This is a genomic window from Streptomyces rhizoryzae (genome assembly GCF_023155275.1).
Classification (GTDB): domain Bacteria; phylum Actinomycetota; class Actinomycetes; order Streptomycetales; family Streptomycetaceae; genus Streptomyces; species Streptomyces rhizoryzae.
In genome coordinates, this window is the sequence record NZ_JALMUV010000054.1 from 24878 (window position 1) to 44321 (window position 19444).

A 19444-nucleotide genomic window follows, 5' to 3' on the forward strand; every position below is an offset into this window, starting at 1 on the left:
GGTCTCCCGGCCGCCGCCCGGCGCCCTGCCGGCCGCGGCCGGGAGGCGGCGGCCACCTGCCAGGCCAGCGCCGCCAGTCCGGCCAGCACCAGGGCCGTCACCAGCGGGCCGCCGCCCACCAGATAGCCGCCGACACACAGCGCGGCGGCGAGCGCGGCGTACACATGCCTCACGGGTCGCATCGCGAGCCTCCCTCCGAGCGTCACTGTCCGTAACGATGCCCGCGTACGAGCGTGACACACCCCACTGACAATCAGAGACCTGTCAAGGCGCCGCACCTCGGCCACCGGCCCCCGGGCGCCCCGCGCGGTGGCCGGGCATCGGCACCGCGGCGGATGGGGACAATGAGCCGCATGGTCTCCGCACGCACCCCCGCCGCGGCGCCGTCCGGAACCCCCCGGCCCGGACGGCGCGAGCGGAAGAAGCTCCAGACCCGGCAGGCGATCCGCCGGGCCGCCTTCCGGCTCTTCGCGGAGCGGGGCTACGAGGCGACCGGCGTCGACCGGATCGCCGAAGCCGCCGAGGTCTCCCCCAGCACGGTCTTCCGCCACTTCCCCGCCAAGGAGGACATCGTCCTCCCCGACGAGTACGACGACCTGCTGGCGGGCGGGATCCGGGCCCGGCCGGCCGGCGAGCCGATCGCCGAGACGCTGCGGCACGTCGCGGTCGGGATCCTGCACGGCACCAGCACGGCCGACCGCGGCGAACTCCTCCAGCGCATCCGGCTGGTCCGCGATGTGCCCGCCGTCCGGGGCCGCACCGCCGAACGCACCGCCCGCCACGTGGACCTCGTCAGCACCGCGCTGGCCGAGCGCACCGGGCGGCCCGCCGACGACCTGGGCCTCCGGGTCGTCAGCGCCGCCGCGCTGGCCGCGCTCCAGGAGGCGCTGCTGCGCTGGGCGGAGGACGCCCGGGCGGCGGGCCCGGAGGCGCTGATCCACCAGGCGATGGACGTCCTGGCCGGCGGCCTCACCCTCTGAGCGCGTCCTTCGCGCACCGGCGCCGCTTCCGGTGGCGCACGGCGCCCGGCGGGCGGCCGCCGCCCCGCCGCCGCCCGTAGGAGCACAGGCCCGCGGTGCCAGTCCGGCACGGCACCCCCGCCTCCCCGGTACGCGACTTTGCGGACACCCCCTAGGCCGACGCGCCCCCGTTCAGTACGCGCTCGATGCCGGCCGCCCCGTGCAGCAGCTCCTCGTCGGCCCCCCAACGGCCCACCAGCTCCAGGCCCAGCGGCAGGCCGGCGGCGGACCGTCCGGCGGGCAGGCTCAGCGACGGCAGCCCGGCGTTGCTCCAGGGCAGGCACATGACGGAATCACCGGTGGTGGCCAGGCCCGCGGGCGCCGGGCCGGTGGCCGCCGGGGCGATCCACAGGTCGATCCCGGCACCCGCCCCGTCCGCGGCGAGCCGCTCCCGGAAGGCGGCACGGCGCTCCCGGGCGGCCTCGTAGGCGGCGTCCCCGATCGTGTGGCCCTGGCGGATCGCGGCCACCGTCTGCTCCCGGTAGCGGTCGGCGTAACGGGCGAACCACCGGGCGTGGGCGCGGGCGAGCTCGTAGCGGTTCATGGTGAAGAGCTGCTCGGTGATCCGCGCGAAGTCGGCCATCACGGGCACCTCGCGGACGTCGTAGCCGGCCGCGGCCAGCACGGCCCGCTGCGCCGCGAAGGCGGACCGCGCCTCGTGGCCGGCCCGCTCCAGGTAGGGCCCGGCGGGGACGCCCAGCACCGGCCGCCGGTCCGGCCCGGCCGCGTCCCCGCCACCGGCCTCCGCCGCGGACCGCCACGCGTCGCAGAGCACCGCCGCGACCAGCGCGATCCCCGCGACGTCCGTGGCGTAGCACCCGAGGGTGTCGAAACTGACCGCGTTCGGCAGCACCCCGTCGCACGGGATCCGCCCATAGGTCGGCTTGAAACCGACCACCCCGCAGTAGGCGGCGGGCCGGATCATCGAGCCGACGGTCTGCGTCCCGAGGGCCAGCGGGACCATCCCGGCGGCGACCGCGGCCGCCGAGCCGCTGCTCGAACCGCCGGGCGTGTGGCCGGTGTGGTGCGGGTTGCGGGTCGGCCCCGGTGCGGTGACCGCGAACTCCGCGGTCACCGTCTTGCCGGCGATCAGCGCCCCGGCGGCGCGCAGCCGGTCCACCACGGCGGCCTGCGGGCCGGCCAGCTCCTTTGGCGGCAGCGCCGAACCGGCCCGCGTGGGCAGCCCGTTGACGTGCACGATGTCCTTGACGCCGACCGTGACGCCGTACAGCGCGGGGCGTCCGGCGGCGCCCGGCGGCCCGGCCGCGGCCAGCTCCCGGGCCGCTTCCCGGAGCCGGGCGCGGCGCCCCGGCTCCGGGACGAAGGCGTGGATCCGGTGGTCCACCGCGTCGATGCGGTCGCAGGTGCGGAGCACCGCGGCGAGCGGGTCGTCCGCACCGGACCGCAGCGCCGCGGCCTCCTGGACGAGGGAACGGGACCCGAGCAAGGTCGTCACCCGGGCAGGCTACCGCCGGGAACCGCAATCCCCCGGACGGATGACCCCATCCGCCACGGCCCACCGGGTACCCCAACGCCCGCCCGTACACCGGCTGTTGGTCAGAGCTCCACGAGGACGGCACCCAGGTGCGTGCCCGCGATCAGCTCCTGGAGGGCCCGCGGGGCCTGCTCGATGCCCTGGAGGCGGGCGTGCGGGAAGGTGAGGGTGCCGTCGCGCAGCCCCCGGCCGAACAGCCGGTTCCACTCCGGGATCAGGTCGAGGTGGTCGTAGAGGGCGACCCCGCGCAGCGTGATGCCGCGGGAGACCAGGGACAGCGTGTCGACGGGGGTCGCGGCCGGCCGGCCGTCCGCGAGTTGCGCGGCGAGCGCCCCGACGAGGGCGAGCCGGGCACCCCTCCTGGCGAGGGCGATCGCGGCCTGGAGCTGCTCCCCGCCGACGTTGTCGAAGAGCGCGTCGATGCCCTCGGGGGCGGCCGCGCGCAGCTGCTCCTCGATGGGCCCGGCGCCGCGCAGGACCACCGCGTCGTAACCGAACTCCGCGCGGAGCCGGTCGGCCTTCGCCGGCGAGCCGGTGCTGCCGATGACCCGGGCGGCACCGCGCAGCCGGGCGAGCTGGCCGGCCAGCGAGCCGACGCCGCCGGCCGCGCCCGTGATGAACACCGTGTCACCGGGGCGCACTTCGGCGCCGCGGTCGATGCCCATCAGGGCGGTGGGGCCCTGCGAGAGGTAGGCGGCCGGGTCGGGCAGCAGATCCGGGTCCAGGCGCTGCACCTGCCCGGCGTCCACCAGGGCGTACTCGCGCCAGCCGAGGCGGTGCGCCACCAGGTCGCCGGGGGCCAGGCCGGTCCCCGGGGCGGCGACCACCTCTCCGACGGCGGGCCCGTGGAGCGCCTCGCCGACCTGGAAGGACGGCATCGGCAGGGAGGTGTTCTCGTCCATCAGGGTGCGCATCACGGCCGCGACGGACATCAGGGTGTTGCGTACGAGGACCTGGCCCTCCACGGGCTCGGGGACGGGGACCTCGGCGATCTCGAAGAGGTCGTCGCCGACCGGACCCGCGGGGCGGGCGGCGAGGCGGACCTCGCGGTGCGTGCGGTTCGTCATGTGCGGAGGCTAGACGGTGCGGCGCCCGTCCCGGCCAACCGGGCCGCCGTGGCGCCCACTTGAGGCGCGGCGGGGCGGGGCCGGGGGGCCGCCCACCGGGGCGGGCCCCCGCCCCGGTGCCCGGACCACCGCCTCCGGCCACCCCGGGCCCGCGGCCACCGCAGCCCCCGCCCCCTCGGACCCGCGGGGCGCGCGGGGCGCGCGGGGCCTCAGCCGCGCAGCCGCCGCGCCAGCTCCTCCGGGTCGGTCGTCGGGCGCTCGCAGGTGAAGTGGCGGCACACGTAGGCGGCCGGCTGCCCGTCGACCAGCGGGCGCGCCATCAGCAGCGGCACCTCGGCGGCGTCGTCCGGCCCCGGGGCGCCCAGGGCGACCACCGTCCCGGGGGCGGTGCCGAGCAGGGCGGCGCGGTGCAGCGCGCGGGTGGCCGGGTCGTCCGGCGGGCCGACCACCGCGACCTCGCGCGGCCCGTCCAGCGCCGCCTCGGCGACCGCGAGGCCCCAGCCGATGAAGCGCGGCGCCCGCCCGCCGAGCGCGGTGACGATCCCCAGGGCGCGCTCCGCGGCGTCCCGGTGCAGCGCGCTGCCGGTCAGCGCCCCGTAGGAGAGCAGCGCCCCGGCCGCGGCGGTCCACCCGGAGGGCGTGGCGTTGTCGGTCGGGTCCTGGGGGCGGCGGATCAGCTTCTCGGCGTCGGCGGCGGTGTCGTAGAGGGTGCCGTCGGCGGCGGTGAACTGGACCAGGACGGTGTCCAGGAGGAAGCCGGCGAACTCCACCCAGACGCCCTCCCCGGTGACCGAGGCCAGCGTCAGGAAGCCCTCGGCGGCGTTGGCGTAGTCCTCCAGGACACCGGTGCTGCCGCCGGCCGTGCCGTCCCTGGAGGTGCGGTGCAGCCGCGTCTGCCCGTCCATGTGGACGCGGACCAGCAGGTCGGCGGCGTCGGTGGCGGCCTGCACGAGGTCGGGCCGGTCGAAGTAGGCGCCGGTCTCGGCGAGCGCGGCGACGGCCAGGCCGTTCCAGGAGGTGACGACCTTGTCGTCGCGCCCCGGGCGCGGCCGCTGCGCGCGCGCCGCCAGCAGCCGCTCCCGTACCGACGCGACCCGTCCGGCGTCCGCCAGCGGGCCGCCGGTGTCGGGGAGTTGCAGGACCGAGGCGCCCTCCTCGAAGGTGCCCTCCTCGGTGACGCCGAAGTACGCGGCGGCGAACGCGGCGTCGTCCTCGCCCAGGACGTCGCGCAGCTGCTCCGGCGTCCAGACGTAGTACGCGCCCTCGGCGTGCCGGCCCGTCCCGTCGTCGCTGTCCGCGTCCAGCGCGGAGGCGAAACCGCCCTGGTCGGTGCGGAGTTCGCGGACCATGAAGTCGGCGGTCTCCAGCGCGACCCGGCGGGCTTGATCCGAGCCGGTGGCCCGCCAGAGGTGGGCGTACAGGCGGCAGAGCAGGGCGTTGTCGTACAGCATCTTCTCGAAGTGCGGAACGATCCATTCCCGGTCGACGGAATAGCGCGCGAAACCGCCGCCGAGCTGGTCGTAGATGCCGCCGCGGGCCATCGCCGCACAGGTCGCCTGGACCATCTCCAGCGCGCCGGCGGAGCCGGTCCGGGCGTGGTGGCGGAGCAGGAACTCCAGCACCATCGGCGGCGGGAACTTCGGCGCGCCGCCGAACCCGCCGTGCACCGCGTCGAACTCGCGGGTCAGCCCCATCAGCGCGGTGTGCAGCTCCTCGGGGCGCGGGGGCCGCCGGCCGTCCTCGGGGAGCGACCCGGCCAGCGAGCGGCCCGCGAGGTCGGCGACGATCCGGCCCGCGACCTCGCCGACCTCCTCCCGGCGGTCCGCCCAGGCGGCTCGGACCCCTTCCAGCACCTGCCCGAAGGAGGGCATGCCGTGGCGGGGCTCGGGCGGGAAGTACGTCCCGAAGTAGAAGGGCTCGGCGGCGGGCGTGAGGAAGACGGTCATCGGCCAGCCGCCCTGACCGGTGGCCGCCTGGACGGCCTCCATGTAGACCGCGTCGACGTCCGGACGCTCCTCGCGGTCGACCTTGACGGCCACGAAGTGGTCATTGATCAGCCCGGCGAGCCCGGGATCCGCAAAGCTCTCGTCGGCCATCACATGGCACCAGTGGCACGAGCTGTACCCGACGCTGAGCAGCACCGGGACGCCGCGTCGGCGGGCCTCCTCGAATGCTTCGGGGGACCACGGCCACCAGTCGACGGGGTTGTCGGCGTGCTGGAGCAGGTACGGGGACGTCTCTTGGGCCAGGCGGTTCGGCATGGGGCCATCCTCTCCCAACGGGGCGGCGGTTGCCGGGTGTGTCGGGAGTTATCCACAGCCCTGCCGGGAAGGGCGTGGAGGCGGAACACTGTGCGTACGGCGGTGATCACGCCGGGGCGGGCCGCGGTGGCGGGTGACCGGTGCGCCGCCGGGGCGGCGGTGATCCGCAGGGGAGTGCTGGACGCGCCACGACCGTGGCGACTGCTGGAGGGGGACGGACATGCCGGGCGAACGGGCCGGACTGCGCGAGGGCCACCGCAAGGAAGCGGAGGCGCTGCTGAAACGGAGCGTCGAGGAGGAGGAGCGCCGCGCGGGCGGCCGGCTGGACGGGGCGGCGCTGCTGGCCAGAGCGTCCGCGGCGCTGGACGAGCTGGCCGCCCCCGCGTCGGAGGAGTACGCCGCGTACGTCCGGGCGCTGGACGAGGCGTCAGCCGGCCGGCGGCCGCTGGCGGCGCGGCTGACGCGCAAGGAGCTGGGCACGGGGGCGGTGGCGGCACTGGCGGCCGCGGTGGCCGCGTGCGGGGCCGGCCTGGCGTACGGCACGGGTGGCGGCCCGGCGCTGGGCGCGGGCGGGGCGGCGCTGGTGGCGGGCGCGGCGGCGGCGGTGGTGAAGCTGGCCGCGGGGCACTTCCCGGCGGCGCACCGCCAGGCCGGGCTGCGCGGCCGGCCCGGCGGCCCCGAGCAGCTGCGGCTGGCGTGGCTGACGGCGCTGGAGGTGCGCGGCGTCCGCCCGTTCCTGGACCAGCAGCGGATGCTGGCGGGGACCCGGAGCGGTGGCGCGCCGCCCGCGGCGTCCGCGGGGAAGGGCTCCCGGGGGCCGCAGCTGCGCGGCGCGGACCGCAGCGCGGCGGCCCGACGGCGATCGGTGCTGGAGCGGTCGTTCGCCCAACTCCCGGAGCCCGGCGGCCCGTTCGCCGGGCGCCGGGCGGAGCTGGGGCAGATCGCCCGGTGGGTGCAGGCCGGCCGGGCGAGCACCGGGACGCAGCCGACGGTGGTGGTGCTGCACGGCGAGCCCGGCTCCGGGCGGACGGCGCTGGCGGTGCGGGCCGCCCACCAGCTGCGCGACCAGTTCCGCGGCGCCTGCGTGGTGGACCTGCGCGGCGACACCCCCGGTGAGGTGCCGCTGCCCGTCCGGGACGCGCTGCTGCACCTGCTCAACCGCCTGGGCGCGCCGCGTGAGCAGCTGCTGTTCCGCGAGCGGCCCTCCCAGGAGCAGCACGTCACCCGGCTCACCGAGATCTACCACCGGCACCTGGCCGGGCTGCCGGTGACGGTCCTGCTGGACGACGCCGCGGACGCCGAGCAGGTGCGCGCCCTGGTGCCGGACGGCTCCGACAGCCTGGTGCTGGTCACCTCCCGTACGCCGCTGCGGTTCCCGGCGGACCTGGCGGCGCGGGTGCACCAGCTGCCGGTGACCGGGCTGGACACGGCGGGCGCCGAGGAGCTGCTGCGCTCGGCGGCCGCCGCCGGGGAGCCGCCGGCGCGCGCCGCGGAAGCGTACGACGCGCCGGCCGCCGAGCGGATCGCGGAGCTGTGCGGCGGTCTGCCGCTGGCCCTGCGGGTGGCCGGCTCCGCCCTGGGCGACCGCTCCCCCGCCGCACTGGCCCGGGAGCTGGCGGCGGCCGACGGGGCGGCCCCGGTGGAGCGGGCGCTGGCGCTGCGGTACGCCGACCAGCCGCCGCAGGCCAGGCAGCTGCTGCGGCGGCTGGCGCTGGTGGGCCGGGCCAGTCTGGGCACGGCCGCCGCGGCCGCGCTGCTCGGCGTGGCCGACGCGGAGGCCGGGCGGCAGCTGACCGCGCTGGCCGGGGCCGGGCTGGTCGAGCACGTCCGCGGGACGCGCTACCGCCTGCACCCCCTGGTGCACCGCTTCGCGCACGCCCGGCTGACGGCCGAGGAGGAGCCGGCCGAGCGCGCCGCGGCCCAGGAGCGGCTGATCCGCGGCTACGCCGAGCTGGCCGACGCGGTGATCCGCCTGGTCGACGGCAACACCTCCACCCGCGCCGACCGCTTCGGCCCGCACGGCTTCCCGTCCCTGGACGCGGCGTTGCAGTGGCTGGACGACGAGACCAGCTTCATCACCGCCGCGCTGCGCCACGCCGACCAGGACATCGACCAGGCCGCGGTGTCCCACCTGCTGGGCGCGCTGTGCGACTACTGCCTGCTGCGCGGCGACCTCTACCGCCTCGGGGAGCTGAGCGAGCTGACCCGGGCGGCCGGCCAGGGGCTGCTGGTGCGCTCGGTGCAGTGGCGGACCGGCGTCGCGGCCCGCCAGCTCGGCGAGCTGGACCGCGCCCGGACGACCCTGTCGTCGGTGGTCGATCTCTACTTCGAGGCGCAGCATCCGGTGGGCGCGGCCCGCGCGCTGCGCGATCTGGGCATCACCCTCCAGCAGCAGGGGCAGCTCTCCGAGGCCGCGGCCCGGCTGCGGGAGGCGCTGGAGGTCCAGTCCGGTCCGGAGATGCGCGGCGACCGGGCCTGGACGCTGCACGCCCTGGCGGCGGTCGAGCGGGACCGGGCGCGGCTCGCCGAGGCCGAGGGGATGCTGCGGGAGTCGCTGGCGCTGCACGAGGAGAGCGAGAGCCTGCACGGCCAGGCGTGGGCACACTTCCAGCTCGGCCAGGTGCACCTGCGGCGGGGCGAGGTAGCGGCCGCCGAGTCCGCCCTGCACGCCGCGCTGGAGCTGTACGGCCGCACCCGCGACGACCGCGGTACGGCCTGGGCGATGACGCAGCTGGCCCGGGCCCGGCTGGTGGCGGGCGACGCCGGCCCGGCCGTGGACGGGCTCCAGCAGGCGCTGCCGCTGCACCGGCAGCACGAGGACGCCCGCGGCGAGGCGTGGACGATGTACTACCTCGGCCAGGCCCTGGAGGAGCGCGGCGAGCGGGACGCCGCGCTGCGCCAGCTGGAGCGCTCGCGGAACATGTTCAGCCGCATGCAGGACGGCTACGGCCTGGCCTGCGCGCGGCACCACGCGGGGCGGGTGACCCGCGATCTGCGGGCCGAGCAGACCGGTTCGCTGCGCAACAGCGGTTTCGCCCGGCAGCTGCTCCAGGACGCCCGGAAGGACTTCCAGCGGATCGGGGTGGCACACGGCGAGGCGTGGTCGCTGCTGGAGCTGGTGGTCATCGACGCCGGCAACGGGCGGTTCGCCCAGGCGCTGGAGCTGGCCGGCGAGGCCGCGGCGCTGTTCGCCGGGTACGGCGACCGGCGCGGCGAGGACTGGGCGCGGTTCCTGCGGTGCACGCTGCTGCCGTTCGCCTCGCCGGGCGGCTCGGTGGTCGGCACGGCGGTGGCGCAGGAGGAGCTGGCGCAGCTGGTCGCGGAGCGGCACGGGGGCCGGGACGCCAAGCTGACGGAGTACGCGCAGACGCTCGGGCTGCTGCTGGAGCGCGGGGTGGAGCCGGAGACGGGCTGGCAGGCGTGGCGGCTGGGCATGGTGCCGGACCGGCAGGCCAGAGAGGTCATGGGCGTACCGGCGGCGCCGGCGGCCGCGGAGTGAGGCCGCCGTGTGCCCGTACGCGGCAACGCGCGGCAGGGCGGTACGGCTCGCTGACCGCGTGGGTCAGCGAGCCGCCGGGGCGGTCTGCCGGCCGCTGCCGGGCGGCCGGGTCATGGACCGCTGCCCGGTCCTGGTGCCCGCGCGCCGTGCCCCGCTCCCGCGGTCCGGCGCCGGGCGGTCAGCTGGTCTTCGGCTTCGGGGCCGCGGCGGCCGGAGCGGGGGTGCCCGCCCGGCCGTCCTCGGGGATCTCCTCGAAGTCCACCTTGCGCATGTGCTTGTTCATGGACTTCATCAGCAGCCACACGGCACCGCCGATGACCGCGAAGACGATGAAGCCGAGGACGCCCGGGGTCACCTTGTCCTTGTCGAAGCTGTCGGCAAGGGTGACGAAGTGCGTCAGGGCGAGGGTGCTGGTCGCGCTCATCATGGGCTCAATTGTTGCGGATGCCCGCGAAGAGGTCGTCCTCGGGGAGCGAAGTGTCCACGAGCGACTTCGCGAGCTCGTATTCCTCGGTCGGCCAGACCTCGCGCTGGATGTCCATCGGCACCCGGAACCACCCGCCGTCGGGGTCGATCTGGGTGGCGTGGGCGATCAGTGCCTTGTCGCGGATCTCGAAGAAGTCGGCGCAGGGGATGTAGGTGGTCAGCGTGCGCTCGCGGCGCTCGAAGGACTTCCACCGCTCCAGCCACTCGCCGTAGGGCGACTCCATGCCGCGCTCCAGCAGCGCCTCGTGCAGGGCGAGGGTGCGCGGCTTGTTGAAGCCCTGGTTGTAGTAGAGCTTCTGCGGCTGCCAGGGCTCGCCCGCCTCGGGGTACTTCTCCGGGTCGCCGGCCGCTTCGAAGGCCACCATCGTGATCTTGTGGGTCATGATGTGGTCCGGGTGCGGGTAGCCGCCGTTCTCGTCGTAGGTCGTGATGACCTGCGGCTTGAATTCCCGGATCAGCTTCACCAGGCGCCCGGCCGCTTCCTCGACGTCCTGGAGGGCGAAGCAGCCCTCGGGCAGCGGCGGCAGCGGGTCGCCCTCGGGCAGCCCGGAGTCCACGAAGCCCAGCCACTCCTGCTTGACGCCCAGGATCTCCCGGGCCTCGTCCATTTCCTTCCGGCGGACTTCGTGGATGTGCTCCTCGATGTACGGGTCCCCCTGGAGCTTGGGGTTGAGGATGGAGCCCCGCTCGCCCCCCGTGCAGGTGACGACCAGCACGTCCACCCCCTCGGACACGTACTTGGCCATGGTGGCCGCACCCTTGCTCGACTCGTCGTCGGGGTGGGCGTGGACCGCCATCAATCGCAGCTGCTCAGTCAAGACTCGATCCTCAGTGAAGGGCCGGAGAAGATGCCTCCTATAGTGACCGAAGCGAGGGGGCGCTGTATTCCCCGGGGCGGGGACCCCCCGGGGCCCGTACGTTCCCGGTCCCCTACCAGGAGGATGGATCATGGCCGCGGTGCGCGAAGGGCTCCCCGAGGGACGCTACGGCCGCTCTGCGGACCAGCGCGCGGACCGCACGCTCAAGATCGTCGGCGCGGTGCTGGGCGCGGTGCTGCTCGGCGTCGTCGGCTGGCTCGGCGTCTCCTACATCTCCGGGCAGGACCTCAGCGGCCGGATCATCACCTGGGACGCGGTCTCGGACCACGCGGTCACGGTCCATCTGGAAGTGGTCAAGGGCAAGGACGACCGGGGCGTGTGCACGCTCCGTTCGCAGGCCACCGACGGTTCCGAGGTGGGCCGCAAGGACGTCGCCATCGACCAGCGCTCGGGACAGGTCGACACCGAGGTGACGCTGCGGACCACGAAGCGGGCGACCAACGCGGTCCTGGTCGGCTGCACGGCGGCCTCCGGCAGCACCGGCTGACGGCGCGCGCCCTGCGCGGCAGCGACCGCCGGGCCGGCCACGCCGCGCAGCGCCCGGTGACGCGAACGGCCCATCCGCCGCGCCCCGCCCCACCGCCCTGAGCTGCGGTGATGCGTCCCGGCCCGGCCACTGTGAAATTCCTCTTCCCCGTTTTGTGCCGGAATTGTTAGGCTCGTGGTTTCGCCCACCTGTGAAGGCGCAAACCTTCCTGGTAGGGCGTTTGATTTATCCCCAGTACCGACGAGGAGCACCTGTGACCCAGACCAGCGAGAACGTCACCTGGCTGACCCAGGAGGCGTATGACCAGCTCAAGGCCGAGCTGGAGTACCTGTCTGGTCCCGCACGCGCCGAGATCACCGAGAAGATCCAGGCGGCCCGCGAGGAAGGTGACCTGAAGGAGAACGCCGGGTACCACGCGGCCAAGGAAGAGCAGGGCAAGCAGGAGCTGCGCGTCCGCCAGCTCAAGCAGCTGCTGGAGTCCGCGAAGGTGGGCGAAGCCCCCGAGGCCAACGGCACGGTCGCCCCCGGCATGGTCGTCACCATCGCGTTCGACGGGGACCCGGACGACACCCTTTCCTTCCTCCTGGCCTCGCGGGAGTACGCGAGCGGGGACATCGAGACCTACTCCCCGCAGTCGCCGCTGGGGTCCGGGGTGAACGGCAAGAAGATCGGCGCCGACGCGGAGTACGAGCTCCCCAACGGCAAGACGGCGTCCGTGAAGATCCTCGACGCCAAGCCGTACACCGGCTGAGCCGGACACCGGCCGAGCGGCGGATCTGCCCCCGGGACGCATACCCGTGAAGCGGCCCGGAGCCCTGTGCTCCGGGCCGCTTCCGTGCGTCCGCGGACGGGGTGGCCGGCGCGGGCGGCGGCTCAGGCGGTCGCCGACCGGTACTTCCGCACCGCCAGCGTCCGGAAGACCGCGATGATCAGTACGGACCACAGTGCCGACGCGAGCACCGGGTGCTCCATGGGCCAGGCCCCGGTCACCGAGCGGGGCACGCCCGCGATGGTGTTGCCGAACAGCTCCCGCGCGCCGGCGACCGTGGCGCTGAACGGGTTCCACTCCGCGACGTGCTGGAGGAACGCCGGCATCCCGTTGACCGGCACGAACGCGTTGGAGACGAACGTCAGCGGGAAGAGCCAGATCAGCCCGCCGGAGGTGGCCGCTTCCGGCGTCCGGACCGAGAGGCCGATCAGCGCGCCGATCCAGGAGAAGGCGTAGCCGAGCAGGAGCAGCAGCCCGAAACCGGCCAGTACGCTCAGCGGGTTGTGGTGGCTGCGCCAGCCGATCAGCAGCGCGACGACGGCCAGCACCACCAGGGTCAGCGCGGTCTGCACCAGGTCGGCGAGGGTGCGGCCGGTGAGCACCGCGCCGCGCGACATCGGCAGCGACCGGAACCGGTCGATCAGCCCCTTGTGCATGTCGTCCGCGATGCCCGCCCCCGCGCCGGCGGTGGCGAACGTGACGGTCTGCGCGAAGATGCCCGCCATCAGGAATTCCCGGTACGCCTGGGCGTCGCCCGACGGGGCGCCCGGGACGGCGATGGACCCGCCGAACACGTAGGTGAAGAGCACCACGAACATGATCGGCTGGATCAGGGCGAAAATGACCACCTCGGGGATCCGCACCATGCGGATCAGGTTGCGCTGGGCCACCACCAGCGCATCGCGCACCGACCGGGCGAGGCCGCCGCGCGGCCGTCCGGTGCCCAGGGCGGGGGCCGGGCCGCCCGCGTGTCCGACCGCGCTCATCGCACGCCCTCCTTGGTGGTCGTCGCGCCGGACCGGCCGCCGTCCGCGCGTCCGGTCCCGTCTCCGGTGCCCTGGCCGGGCCCGTTCCGCCGCCCCGTCCGGGGCCCGCCCCCGCCGCCGTCGCCCGCGCCGTCCCCCTCCGCGGCGCCGGGCTCCGCACCGGTCTCGGCCGCGTGGCCGGTCAGCGCGATGAAGACGTCGTCGAGGGTCGGGCGGCGCAGCCCGATGTCGTCGATCTCCACGCCCCGGCCGTCCAGTTCCCGGATGACCTCGGCGAGCAGCCTGGCGCCGCCGGTCACCGGGACGGTCAGCCGGCGGGTGTGCGGGTCGGCGGTGCCCTCCCCCTTGGCGACCGCGTCCAGCACCTGGCCGGCGACCGCGAGCTGCCCGGGGTCGTGCACCACGACCTCGATCCGCTCGCCGCCGGTACGGGCCTTGAGCTGGTCGGAGGTGCCGCGGGCGATGACCCGGCCGTGGTCGACCACGCAGATGTCGTGGGCGAGCCGGTCGGCCTCCTCCAGGTACTGGGTGGTGAGGAGCAGCGTGGTGCCGCCGGCGACCAGTTCCTGGATGACGTCCCACAGCGCCTGGCGGTTGCGCGGGTCCAGGCCGGTGGTCGGCTCGTCCATGAACATCACGGGCGGGCTGACGACCAGCGCGGCGGCGAGGTCGAGGCGGCGGCGCATCCCGCCGGAGTAGGTCTTGGCGGGCCGGTCCGCGGCGTCCGCGAGGCCGAACCGCTCCAGCAGTTCGGCGGCCCGCCGCTTGGCGTCGCGGCCGCCCATCTGGTAGAGCCGCCCGACCATGACCAGATTCTCCCGGCCGGTCAAGTACTCGTCCACGGCGGCGAATTGGCCGGAGAGGCCGATGGCCCGGCGGACCGCGTCGGGCTGCGCGAGGACGTCGATACCGGCGACGTGCGCACTCCCCCGGTCGGGCCGGAGCAGGGTCGTCAGGACCCGGACGGTGGTGGTCTTGCCGGCACCGTTCGGGCCGAGCAGTCCGAGGACGGTGCCTTCGGGTACGTCGAGATCGACGCCGTCCAGTGCCCTCACCTCGCCGAAGGTCTTCACCAGACCTTCGGCGTAAATGGCGCCTGGCATGTGGGTACCCCCATGGATTCGGTCGTTCCGGCCGGTTCGTTCGGCCGGGGCCGCCGGCCGGCGGATGCCGGGCCGCTGGATGTTCGTGCCGGTGGGTTCAGGGCGCGCGTCCGCGAGGGGCGCCGCCGCCCGCGGACGGGACGGGCGCACGACCTCACGGCCGCGCCGATGCTACACCCGGAACGCGATACATCGCGATATAAATTTTACGACGAACTGACGTCGCCACGTTTCCATGCCCGCCCGCCCTCCGCGACCCGAAACACCCAAGAGGCAGGGCGCGTTCCTACGGACGGCGCGCGGGCGTAGGGAGGGTGGGGCCTTGCGGGGGCGCGAAGGCGTACGAACGGCGGGGGCCGTACGGCTGGTGGGGGGCTTACGGGTGGCGTGCGGGCCTCCAGGCGGTGGCCGCTCATGGGGAAGGGGCGGTGGCCGGTGCCACCGCCCCTTTGCCGCCGGCGCCCCGCCGGGCCGGCGGGGCCGCTCCGGTCGGCGCGCCCCCGGGTGCCCCTCAGGCCACGACCACGTCGTACCCGGCCTCGCGCAGCGCCGCGCACACCTCCGCGCAGTGCTCGGGCCCCTTGGTCTCCAGGTGGAGTTCGACCTCCGCCTCGGTGAGTCCCAGCCGGGGGTCGGTGCGGACGTGCCCGACGTCCAGCACATTGGCGTCCACCACGGTCAGCACGCCGAGGAGGGTGGCCAGCGCCCCGGGCCGGTCGGTGAGCCGCAGCCGCAGCGAGAGGTAGCGGCCGGCGGCGGCCATACCGTGCCGCAGGATCCGCTGCATCAGCAGCGGATCGACGTTGCCGCCCGAGAGCACCGCGACCACCGGCCCCTGGAAGGAGCCGGGCGCGGACAGCAGCGCCGCCACCGGGCTGGCCCCGGCCGGCTCCACGACCAGCTTCGCCCGCTCCAGGCACAGCAGCAGCGCGCTGGACAGCTCGTCCTCGGTGACCGTGCGGACCTCGTCCACCAGCGCGTGCACGATGCCGAACGGCACCTCGCCCGGCCGCCCGACCTTGATCCCGTCCGCCATCGTGGTCAGCGGCTCGATGGCCACCGGGCGGCCCGCCGCGAGCGACGGCGGGTAGCAGGCCGCGGCCGCCGCCTGCACCCCCACCACCCGCACGTCCGGGCGCAGCGCCTTGACCGCGAGCGCGACACCGGCCGCGAGCCCGCCGCCGCCCACGCCGACCACGACGGTCCGCACCTCCGGGCACTGTTCGAGGATCTCCAGGCCGACCGTGCCCTGGCCCGCGATGATGTCGCGGTGGTCGAAGGGGTGGATGAAGACCGCGCCGGTTTGCCGGGCGTACTCCTGGGCGGCGGCCAGCGTCTCGTCCACCACCTGGCCGTGCAGCCGCACCTCGGCACCGTACTCGCGGGTCGCGGCGACCTTGGGCAGCGGGGCGCCGGCCGGCATGAAGACCGTCGATGCGACCCCCAGCAGGGACGCCGCCAGGGCCACGCCCTGCGCGTGGTTGCCGGCGCTCGCCGCCACCACGCCGGCCGCGCGCTCCTGCGCCGAGAGGCCGGCGATCCGCACGTAGGCGCCGCGGATCTTGAACGAGCCGGTGCGCTGGAGGTTCTCGCACTTGAGGTGGACGGGCGCGCCCACCAGCGCCGACAGATAGCGGCTGCCCTCCATCGCGGTCGTCCGGGACACGCCGGAGAGCAGCTTCTGGGCCTCGCGGATGTCGTCGACGGTCAGGGCGGCGAGGTCGGCGGGGGCGGGGCGGGGGGCTTCGGCCGGGCGGGGGGCTTCGGCCGGGCCGGAGGTGGTCGGGCGGGAGGCGGGGAGCGGCGCGGACGGCCTGCCCGGCGCGGCGGGGCCGCCCGGAGCGGGGAGCCCGCCGGGAGCGGAGGATCCGCCCGGAGCGGGGAATCTGTCGGGCCCGTGCGGTACATGCGACACGTGCGATACGTGCGGCTCTTCCGGCCCGTGCGGCCCGTCCGGCCCGTGTGGCGTACGCGGCGGCGTGTGATCGGCCATGCGGCCAGTCTTGCAGTTCGGCCACGATCCGGGCTTTTCCGGCCGGATGCCGGACACCGGCGGGTCCGCGCGCCCTTCCCGCCAGGCGCGGCGCGGCCCGACACGGCAGCGCCGGTACGGGCCGCGCCGCCGCCGCGTACGCTGTCTTCCCCAGCCATCCGTGCCCACCCCGATGAAGCGAGCCCCGGCCATGCCCACCCCTCCGGACATGACGACCCACACCGACACCGCTCTTCTCGACGCGCTCCAGCACCAAGTGGCGGTCTTCGCCCGCCGCGCCGAACAGAGCCGGCTCGGCGGTGTCGGGCAGGCGCGCAACTCCATGGACCGCGCCGCCTACCTGCTGCTCAACCGCCTGGACCAGGAAGGCCCGATGGGCGTCAAGGCCCTGGCCTGCGGGATGGGGATCGACTCCTCGACGGTCACCCGGCAGGTCGCGCCGCTGGTCGACGCCGGGCTGGTCAACCGTGCCACCCACCCCGAGGACGGCCGCGCCGTGGTCCTGGAGCTCTCCGAGCGCGGCCACGCCCGCCTGGACGAGGTCCGCGCCTCGCGGCGGGCGCTGATGGCGCTGGTGACGGAGGAGTGGAGCGAGGACGAGCGCGAGGCGTTCACCACGCTGCTGACGCGCTTCAACACCTCGCTGGCCGAGATCACCGCCCTGGCCCCGGGCGGCGGCCCGGGGACACCGTCCTGAAACAGCCGGTGGGAAACCACCGGTCCGAAGAGGCCGGTCCGAAACGGCTGGTCGGACGGGCTGCTCGAAAGGGCCGGTCGGAAGGGCTGGGGCGAACGGCTGGGACGGACGGCCGGGACGACGGTCGGACCGGGGGCTTGGTGAAGGGGCCGGGCCGCCGAGGCGGGCCCCTGGTCTGATCCGCACCGTTGCCGTGGCCGCCCGCCGAGATGAACGCTCGCGCCCGGCCGCACCACTCGGCCGGCCCGGGCGGGCGCGTGGAACGGGCCCCGGCCACGCGGGAAGTCTCCGCCGCCGCACCCCTTGACCCCTGTACCCGGACTGCCGTGCCATAGGGGCCACAGGGCTGTCCGGTGGTTCCCGGGGCGTCGCCGACAGGGGCCGGGGCGCCGGGCGGCCGCCATCGGGGGAGGCGCGGTGGGAGAGCGGCGGCTGGTGCGGGACCGGTGCCGGGCCCGGGAGTTCGAGGCGTTCACCGCGGGCGCGGCCGGGCGGCTGCTGCACGCCGCGGCCCTGCTGACCGGCGAGCCCGCCGACCGGCCGGCCCCCGCCGCCGAGGAACTGCTGGTCCGCGCGCTGGCCCGGACGTACGCCGGGTGGGACCGGCTGCGCGGCGAGGACCCGTACGAGCGGGCCCGCCGCGAACTGGCCGGGCTGTTCGCCCAGTCCGCCCGGCGGCACCGGCGGCCGCGCGGCGGACTGCTGGACCGGCTGAGCCCGCGCGAGCGCCTGGTCCTGGTGCTCCGCCTCCACGAGGACGTCGCCGAGGAGCAGACCGCGGCCCAACTGGGCCTGCCCGCCGAACGGGTCCACGCGCTGTACCGGCACGCCCTGGCCGAACTCCGCAGCCACCGCCCCGAGCCGGCCGGCCCGCGGCCGTGAGCACACCGGAGCCGCCGTGAGACCGGGCGAGGACCTGCCATGAGAGGGGGCGACGACTTCGCCGGCCCCCAGGGCGCCGCGCCCGACCCCGGGTGGCGGCCGCCGCCGGACCGCAAGGAGACCGAGGCGCGGCGGATGCTGTGGGCCGGGCCGTGGCCGCCGGTGCCGCCGGACCTGGCGGTACGGGCCGCCGCGCGGGGCCGCCGGCTGCGGCTCCGGCGCCGGCTGCTGCACCGGGCCGGGTCCCTGCTCGCACTGCTGGCGCTGCTGGCGCTCGCCCTGTGGGCGGCGGTCGAGCAGCCCTGGCACCCGCCGCCGGCCCGTACCACCCCCGCCGTGGAGGGGTACTGAACGGGCCGGGGCGGGCCGCACGCGGGCCCGCCGGGGCTCAGCCCGGCGCGGGGCTCAGCCCAGCGCCTGGGTGAGGTCGGCCAGCAGGTCGTCGGCGGACTCGATGCCCACCGAGAGGCGCACCAGATCGGCGGGGACCTCCAGCGCCGAACCGGCCGTCGAGGCGTGCGTCATCCGCCCCGGGTGCTCGATCAGCGACTCCACGCCGCCCAGCGACTCCCCGAGCGTGAACAGCTTGGCGCGGTTGCAGACCTCCACCGCCGCCTCCTCGCCGCCCGCCACCTGGAACGACACCATCCCGCCGAAGGACCGCATCTGCTTGGCGGCGACCTCGTGGCCCGGGTGCTCGGCCAGCCCCGGGTAGTAGACCCGGGTCACCTTCTTGTGGGAGGCCAGCAGCTCGGCGACGCGCGCCGCGTTCGCGCTGTGCCGGTCCATCCGGACGGCCAGCGTCTTGATGCCCCGCATCACCAGCCAGGCGTCGAACGGCCCGGCGATCGCGCCCATGGCGTTCTGGTGGTAGGCCAGTTCCTCGCCGAGGGTGTCGTCGTTGACGACCAGCGCGCCGCCGACCACGTCCGAGTGGCCGCCCATGTACTTGGTGGTGGAGTAGACCACGACATCCGCGCCGAGGGCGAGCGGCTGCTGGAGGTAGGGGCTGGCGAAGGTGTTGTCGACCACCAGGCGGGCCCCGGCGTCCCGGGCGACCGCGGCCAGCGCCGCGATGTCGCTGATGCCGAGCAGCGGGTTGCTGGGCGTCTCCACCCAGATGGCCTTCGTACGGGGCCTGACCGCGGCCCGGACCGCCTGCGGGTCGGAGGTGTCGGCCACCGACCACTCCACGCCCCACCGCTCGACGACCTTGGCGAACAGGCGGAAGGTGCCGCCGTAGGCGTCGTTGGGGATCACCACGTGGTCACCGGGGGTGAGCAGGGTGCGCAGCAGGCAGTCCTCGGCGGCGAGGCCGGAGGCGAAGGCGAGGCCCCGGCGGCCGCCGTCCAGGGCGGCGAGGTTCTCCTCCAGGGCGGTGCGGGTCGGATTGGCGCTGCGGCTGTACTCGTAGCCGCCGCGGAGCCCGCCCACGCCGTCCTGCTTGTAAGTGGACACCTGGTAGATGGGCGGTACCACCGCGCCGGTCGCCTGGTCGGGCTCCTGACCTGCGTGGATGGCAAGGGTTTCGAAGTGCTGGTGGCGCTTGTCGCGCGGATCGCTCATGCCTGCCGAGGGTAGTCGGCCGCGCGGCCGAACTTTCCGGAACTTTCCCGTTCCCTGGATAGTGGATACATAGGGAGCCCCTGAACACCTCAGGAAAGCCCCTAAGGAGGCCCCAAGAAGGTCCCAAGCAAGCCCGAAGACAACTACGGGAATCCCGAAGGAGCCCAAAGGGGCCCAAAGGAGCCCGAGAAACCACGACGAGACCGCACTCGACCGCCGGGACCGCCCCGGCCGGAGCCCCCACCCCACCTCCCCC

General features: G+C 75.5%; 16 protein-coding genes. 7 read left to right on the forward strand and 9 right to left on the reverse strand.

The genetic code is table 11. From position 1 onward, the window contains the following. Positions 1-353: 353 nt before the first annotated feature. Positions 354-980, forward strand: a complete 627-nt coding sequence (locus MUU72_RS30815) for a TetR/AcrR family transcriptional regulator (RefSeq protein WP_248016724.1) — start codon at positions 354-356, stop codon at positions 978-980. 151 nt (positions 981-1131) lie between these two features. On the opposite strand, the gene MUU72_RS30820 is transcribed toward MUU72_RS30815, so the two are convergent. From MUU72_RS30820 to MUU72_RS30830, 3 genes are all read right to left on the reverse strand, one after another. After that, positions 1132-2475 carry an amidase gene (locus tag MUU72_RS30820; protein ID WP_248016725.1) on the reverse strand — a complete coding sequence of 448 codons (1344 nt, stop codon included), beginning with the start codon at positions 2473-2475 and terminating at the stop codon, positions 1132-1134. Between the two features lie 101 nt (positions 2476-2576). After that, positions 2577-3581: an MDR family NADP-dependent oxidoreductase gene (locus MUU72_RS30825; protein WP_248016726.1), complete on the reverse strand. Its 1005-nt coding sequence runs from the start codon at positions 3579-3581 to the stop codon at positions 2577-2579. A gap of 209 nt (positions 3582-3790) precedes the next feature. Next, on the reverse strand, positions 3791-5842 hold the full coding sequence (locus MUU72_RS30830; protein ID WP_248016727.1) for a thioredoxin domain-containing protein: 2052 nt from the start codon (positions 5840-5842) through the stop codon (positions 3791-3793). Positions 5843-6062: 220 nt separating this feature from the next. On the opposite strand from MUU72_RS30830, the gene MUU72_RS30835 reads away from it, so the two are divergent. After that, a complete protein-coding gene (locus tag MUU72_RS30835; RefSeq protein ID WP_248016728.1) occupies positions 6063-9341 on the forward strand; it encodes a tetratricopeptide repeat protein in 3279 nt (1092 codons plus the stop codon). Between the two features lie 178 nt (positions 9342-9519). Here MUU72_RS30835 and MUU72_RS30840 read toward each other — a convergent pair whose 3' ends face one another. Next, complete coding sequence (locus MUU72_RS30840; RefSeq protein WP_248016729.1) at positions 9520-9768, reverse strand: RAMP4 family protein; 249 nt, start codon at positions 9766-9768, stop codon at positions 9520-9522. 4 nt (positions 9769-9772) lie between these two features. Continuing rightward, entirely contained in the window at positions 9773-10645 is an 873-nt protein-coding gene (gene mca, locus MUU72_RS30845) for a mycothiol conjugate amidase Mca (RefSeq protein ID WP_079064222.1), read from the reverse strand. A gap of 130 nt (positions 10646-10775) precedes the next feature. Between mca and MUU72_RS30850 the strand changes: the two genes are divergently transcribed. Next, positions 10776-11192, forward strand: a complete 417-nt coding sequence (locus MUU72_RS30850; protein ID WP_248016730.1) for a DUF4307 domain-containing protein — start codon at positions 10776-10778, stop codon at positions 11190-11192. 253 nt (positions 11193-11445) lie between these two features. Continuing rightward, complete coding sequence (gene greA, locus MUU72_RS30855; protein ID WP_248016731.1) at positions 11446-11943, forward strand: transcription elongation factor GreA; 498 nt, start codon at positions 11446-11448, stop codon at positions 11941-11943. A gap of 122 nt (positions 11944-12065) precedes the next feature. Here greA and MUU72_RS30860 read toward each other — a convergent pair whose 3' ends face one another. The 3 genes from MUU72_RS30860 to ilvA form a co-directional block, all read right to left on the reverse strand. After that, complete coding sequence (locus MUU72_RS30860; RefSeq protein ID WP_248016732.1) at positions 12066-12947, reverse strand: ABC transporter permease; 882 nt, start codon at positions 12945-12947, stop codon at positions 12066-12068. Beyond that, the gene (locus tag MUU72_RS30865; RefSeq protein WP_248016733.1) at positions 12944-14050 is read right to left on the reverse strand and encodes an ATP-binding cassette domain-containing protein; all 1107 of its coding nucleotides are present in this window, start codon (positions 14048-14050) and stop codon (positions 12944-12946) included. Before MUU72_RS30865 ends, MUU72_RS30860 begins: the two co-directional genes overlap by 4 nt. Before the next feature lie 511 nt (positions 14051-14561). Then, on the reverse strand, positions 14562-15761 hold the full coding sequence (gene ilvA, locus MUU72_RS30870) for a threonine ammonia-lyase (protein WP_248016739.1): 1200 nt from the start codon (positions 15759-15761) through the stop codon (positions 14562-14564). A 472-nt stretch (positions 15762-16233) separates the two neighbouring features. Between ilvA and MUU72_RS30875 the strand changes: the two genes are divergently transcribed. From MUU72_RS30875 to MUU72_RS30885, 3 genes are all read left to right on the forward strand, one after another. Further along, complete coding sequence (locus tag MUU72_RS30875) at positions 16234-16740, forward strand: MarR family winged helix-turn-helix transcriptional regulator (protein ID WP_248016734.1); 507 nt, start codon at positions 16234-16236, stop codon at positions 16738-16740. A 417-nt stretch (positions 16741-17157) separates the two neighbouring features. Then, on the forward strand, positions 17158-17622 hold the full coding sequence (locus MUU72_RS30880; RefSeq protein ID WP_248016735.1) for a sigma factor-like helix-turn-helix DNA-binding protein: 465 nt from the start codon (positions 17158-17160) through the stop codon (positions 17620-17622). Between the two features lie 39 nt (positions 17623-17661). Further along, the gene (locus tag MUU72_RS30885; protein WP_248016736.1) at positions 17662-17973 is read left to right on the forward strand and encodes a hypothetical protein; all 312 of its coding nucleotides are present in this window, start codon (positions 17662-17664) and stop codon (positions 17971-17973) included. A gap of 54 nt (positions 17974-18027) precedes the next feature. Here MUU72_RS30885 and MUU72_RS30890 read toward each other — a convergent pair whose 3' ends face one another. Continuing rightward, positions 18028-19188 (reverse strand): cystathionine gamma-synthase, encoded by a 1161-nt coding sequence (locus tag MUU72_RS30890; protein ID WP_248016737.1) that lies wholly within the window; start codon positions 19186-19188, stop codon positions 18028-18030. Positions 19189-19444: the final 256 nt, after the last annotated feature.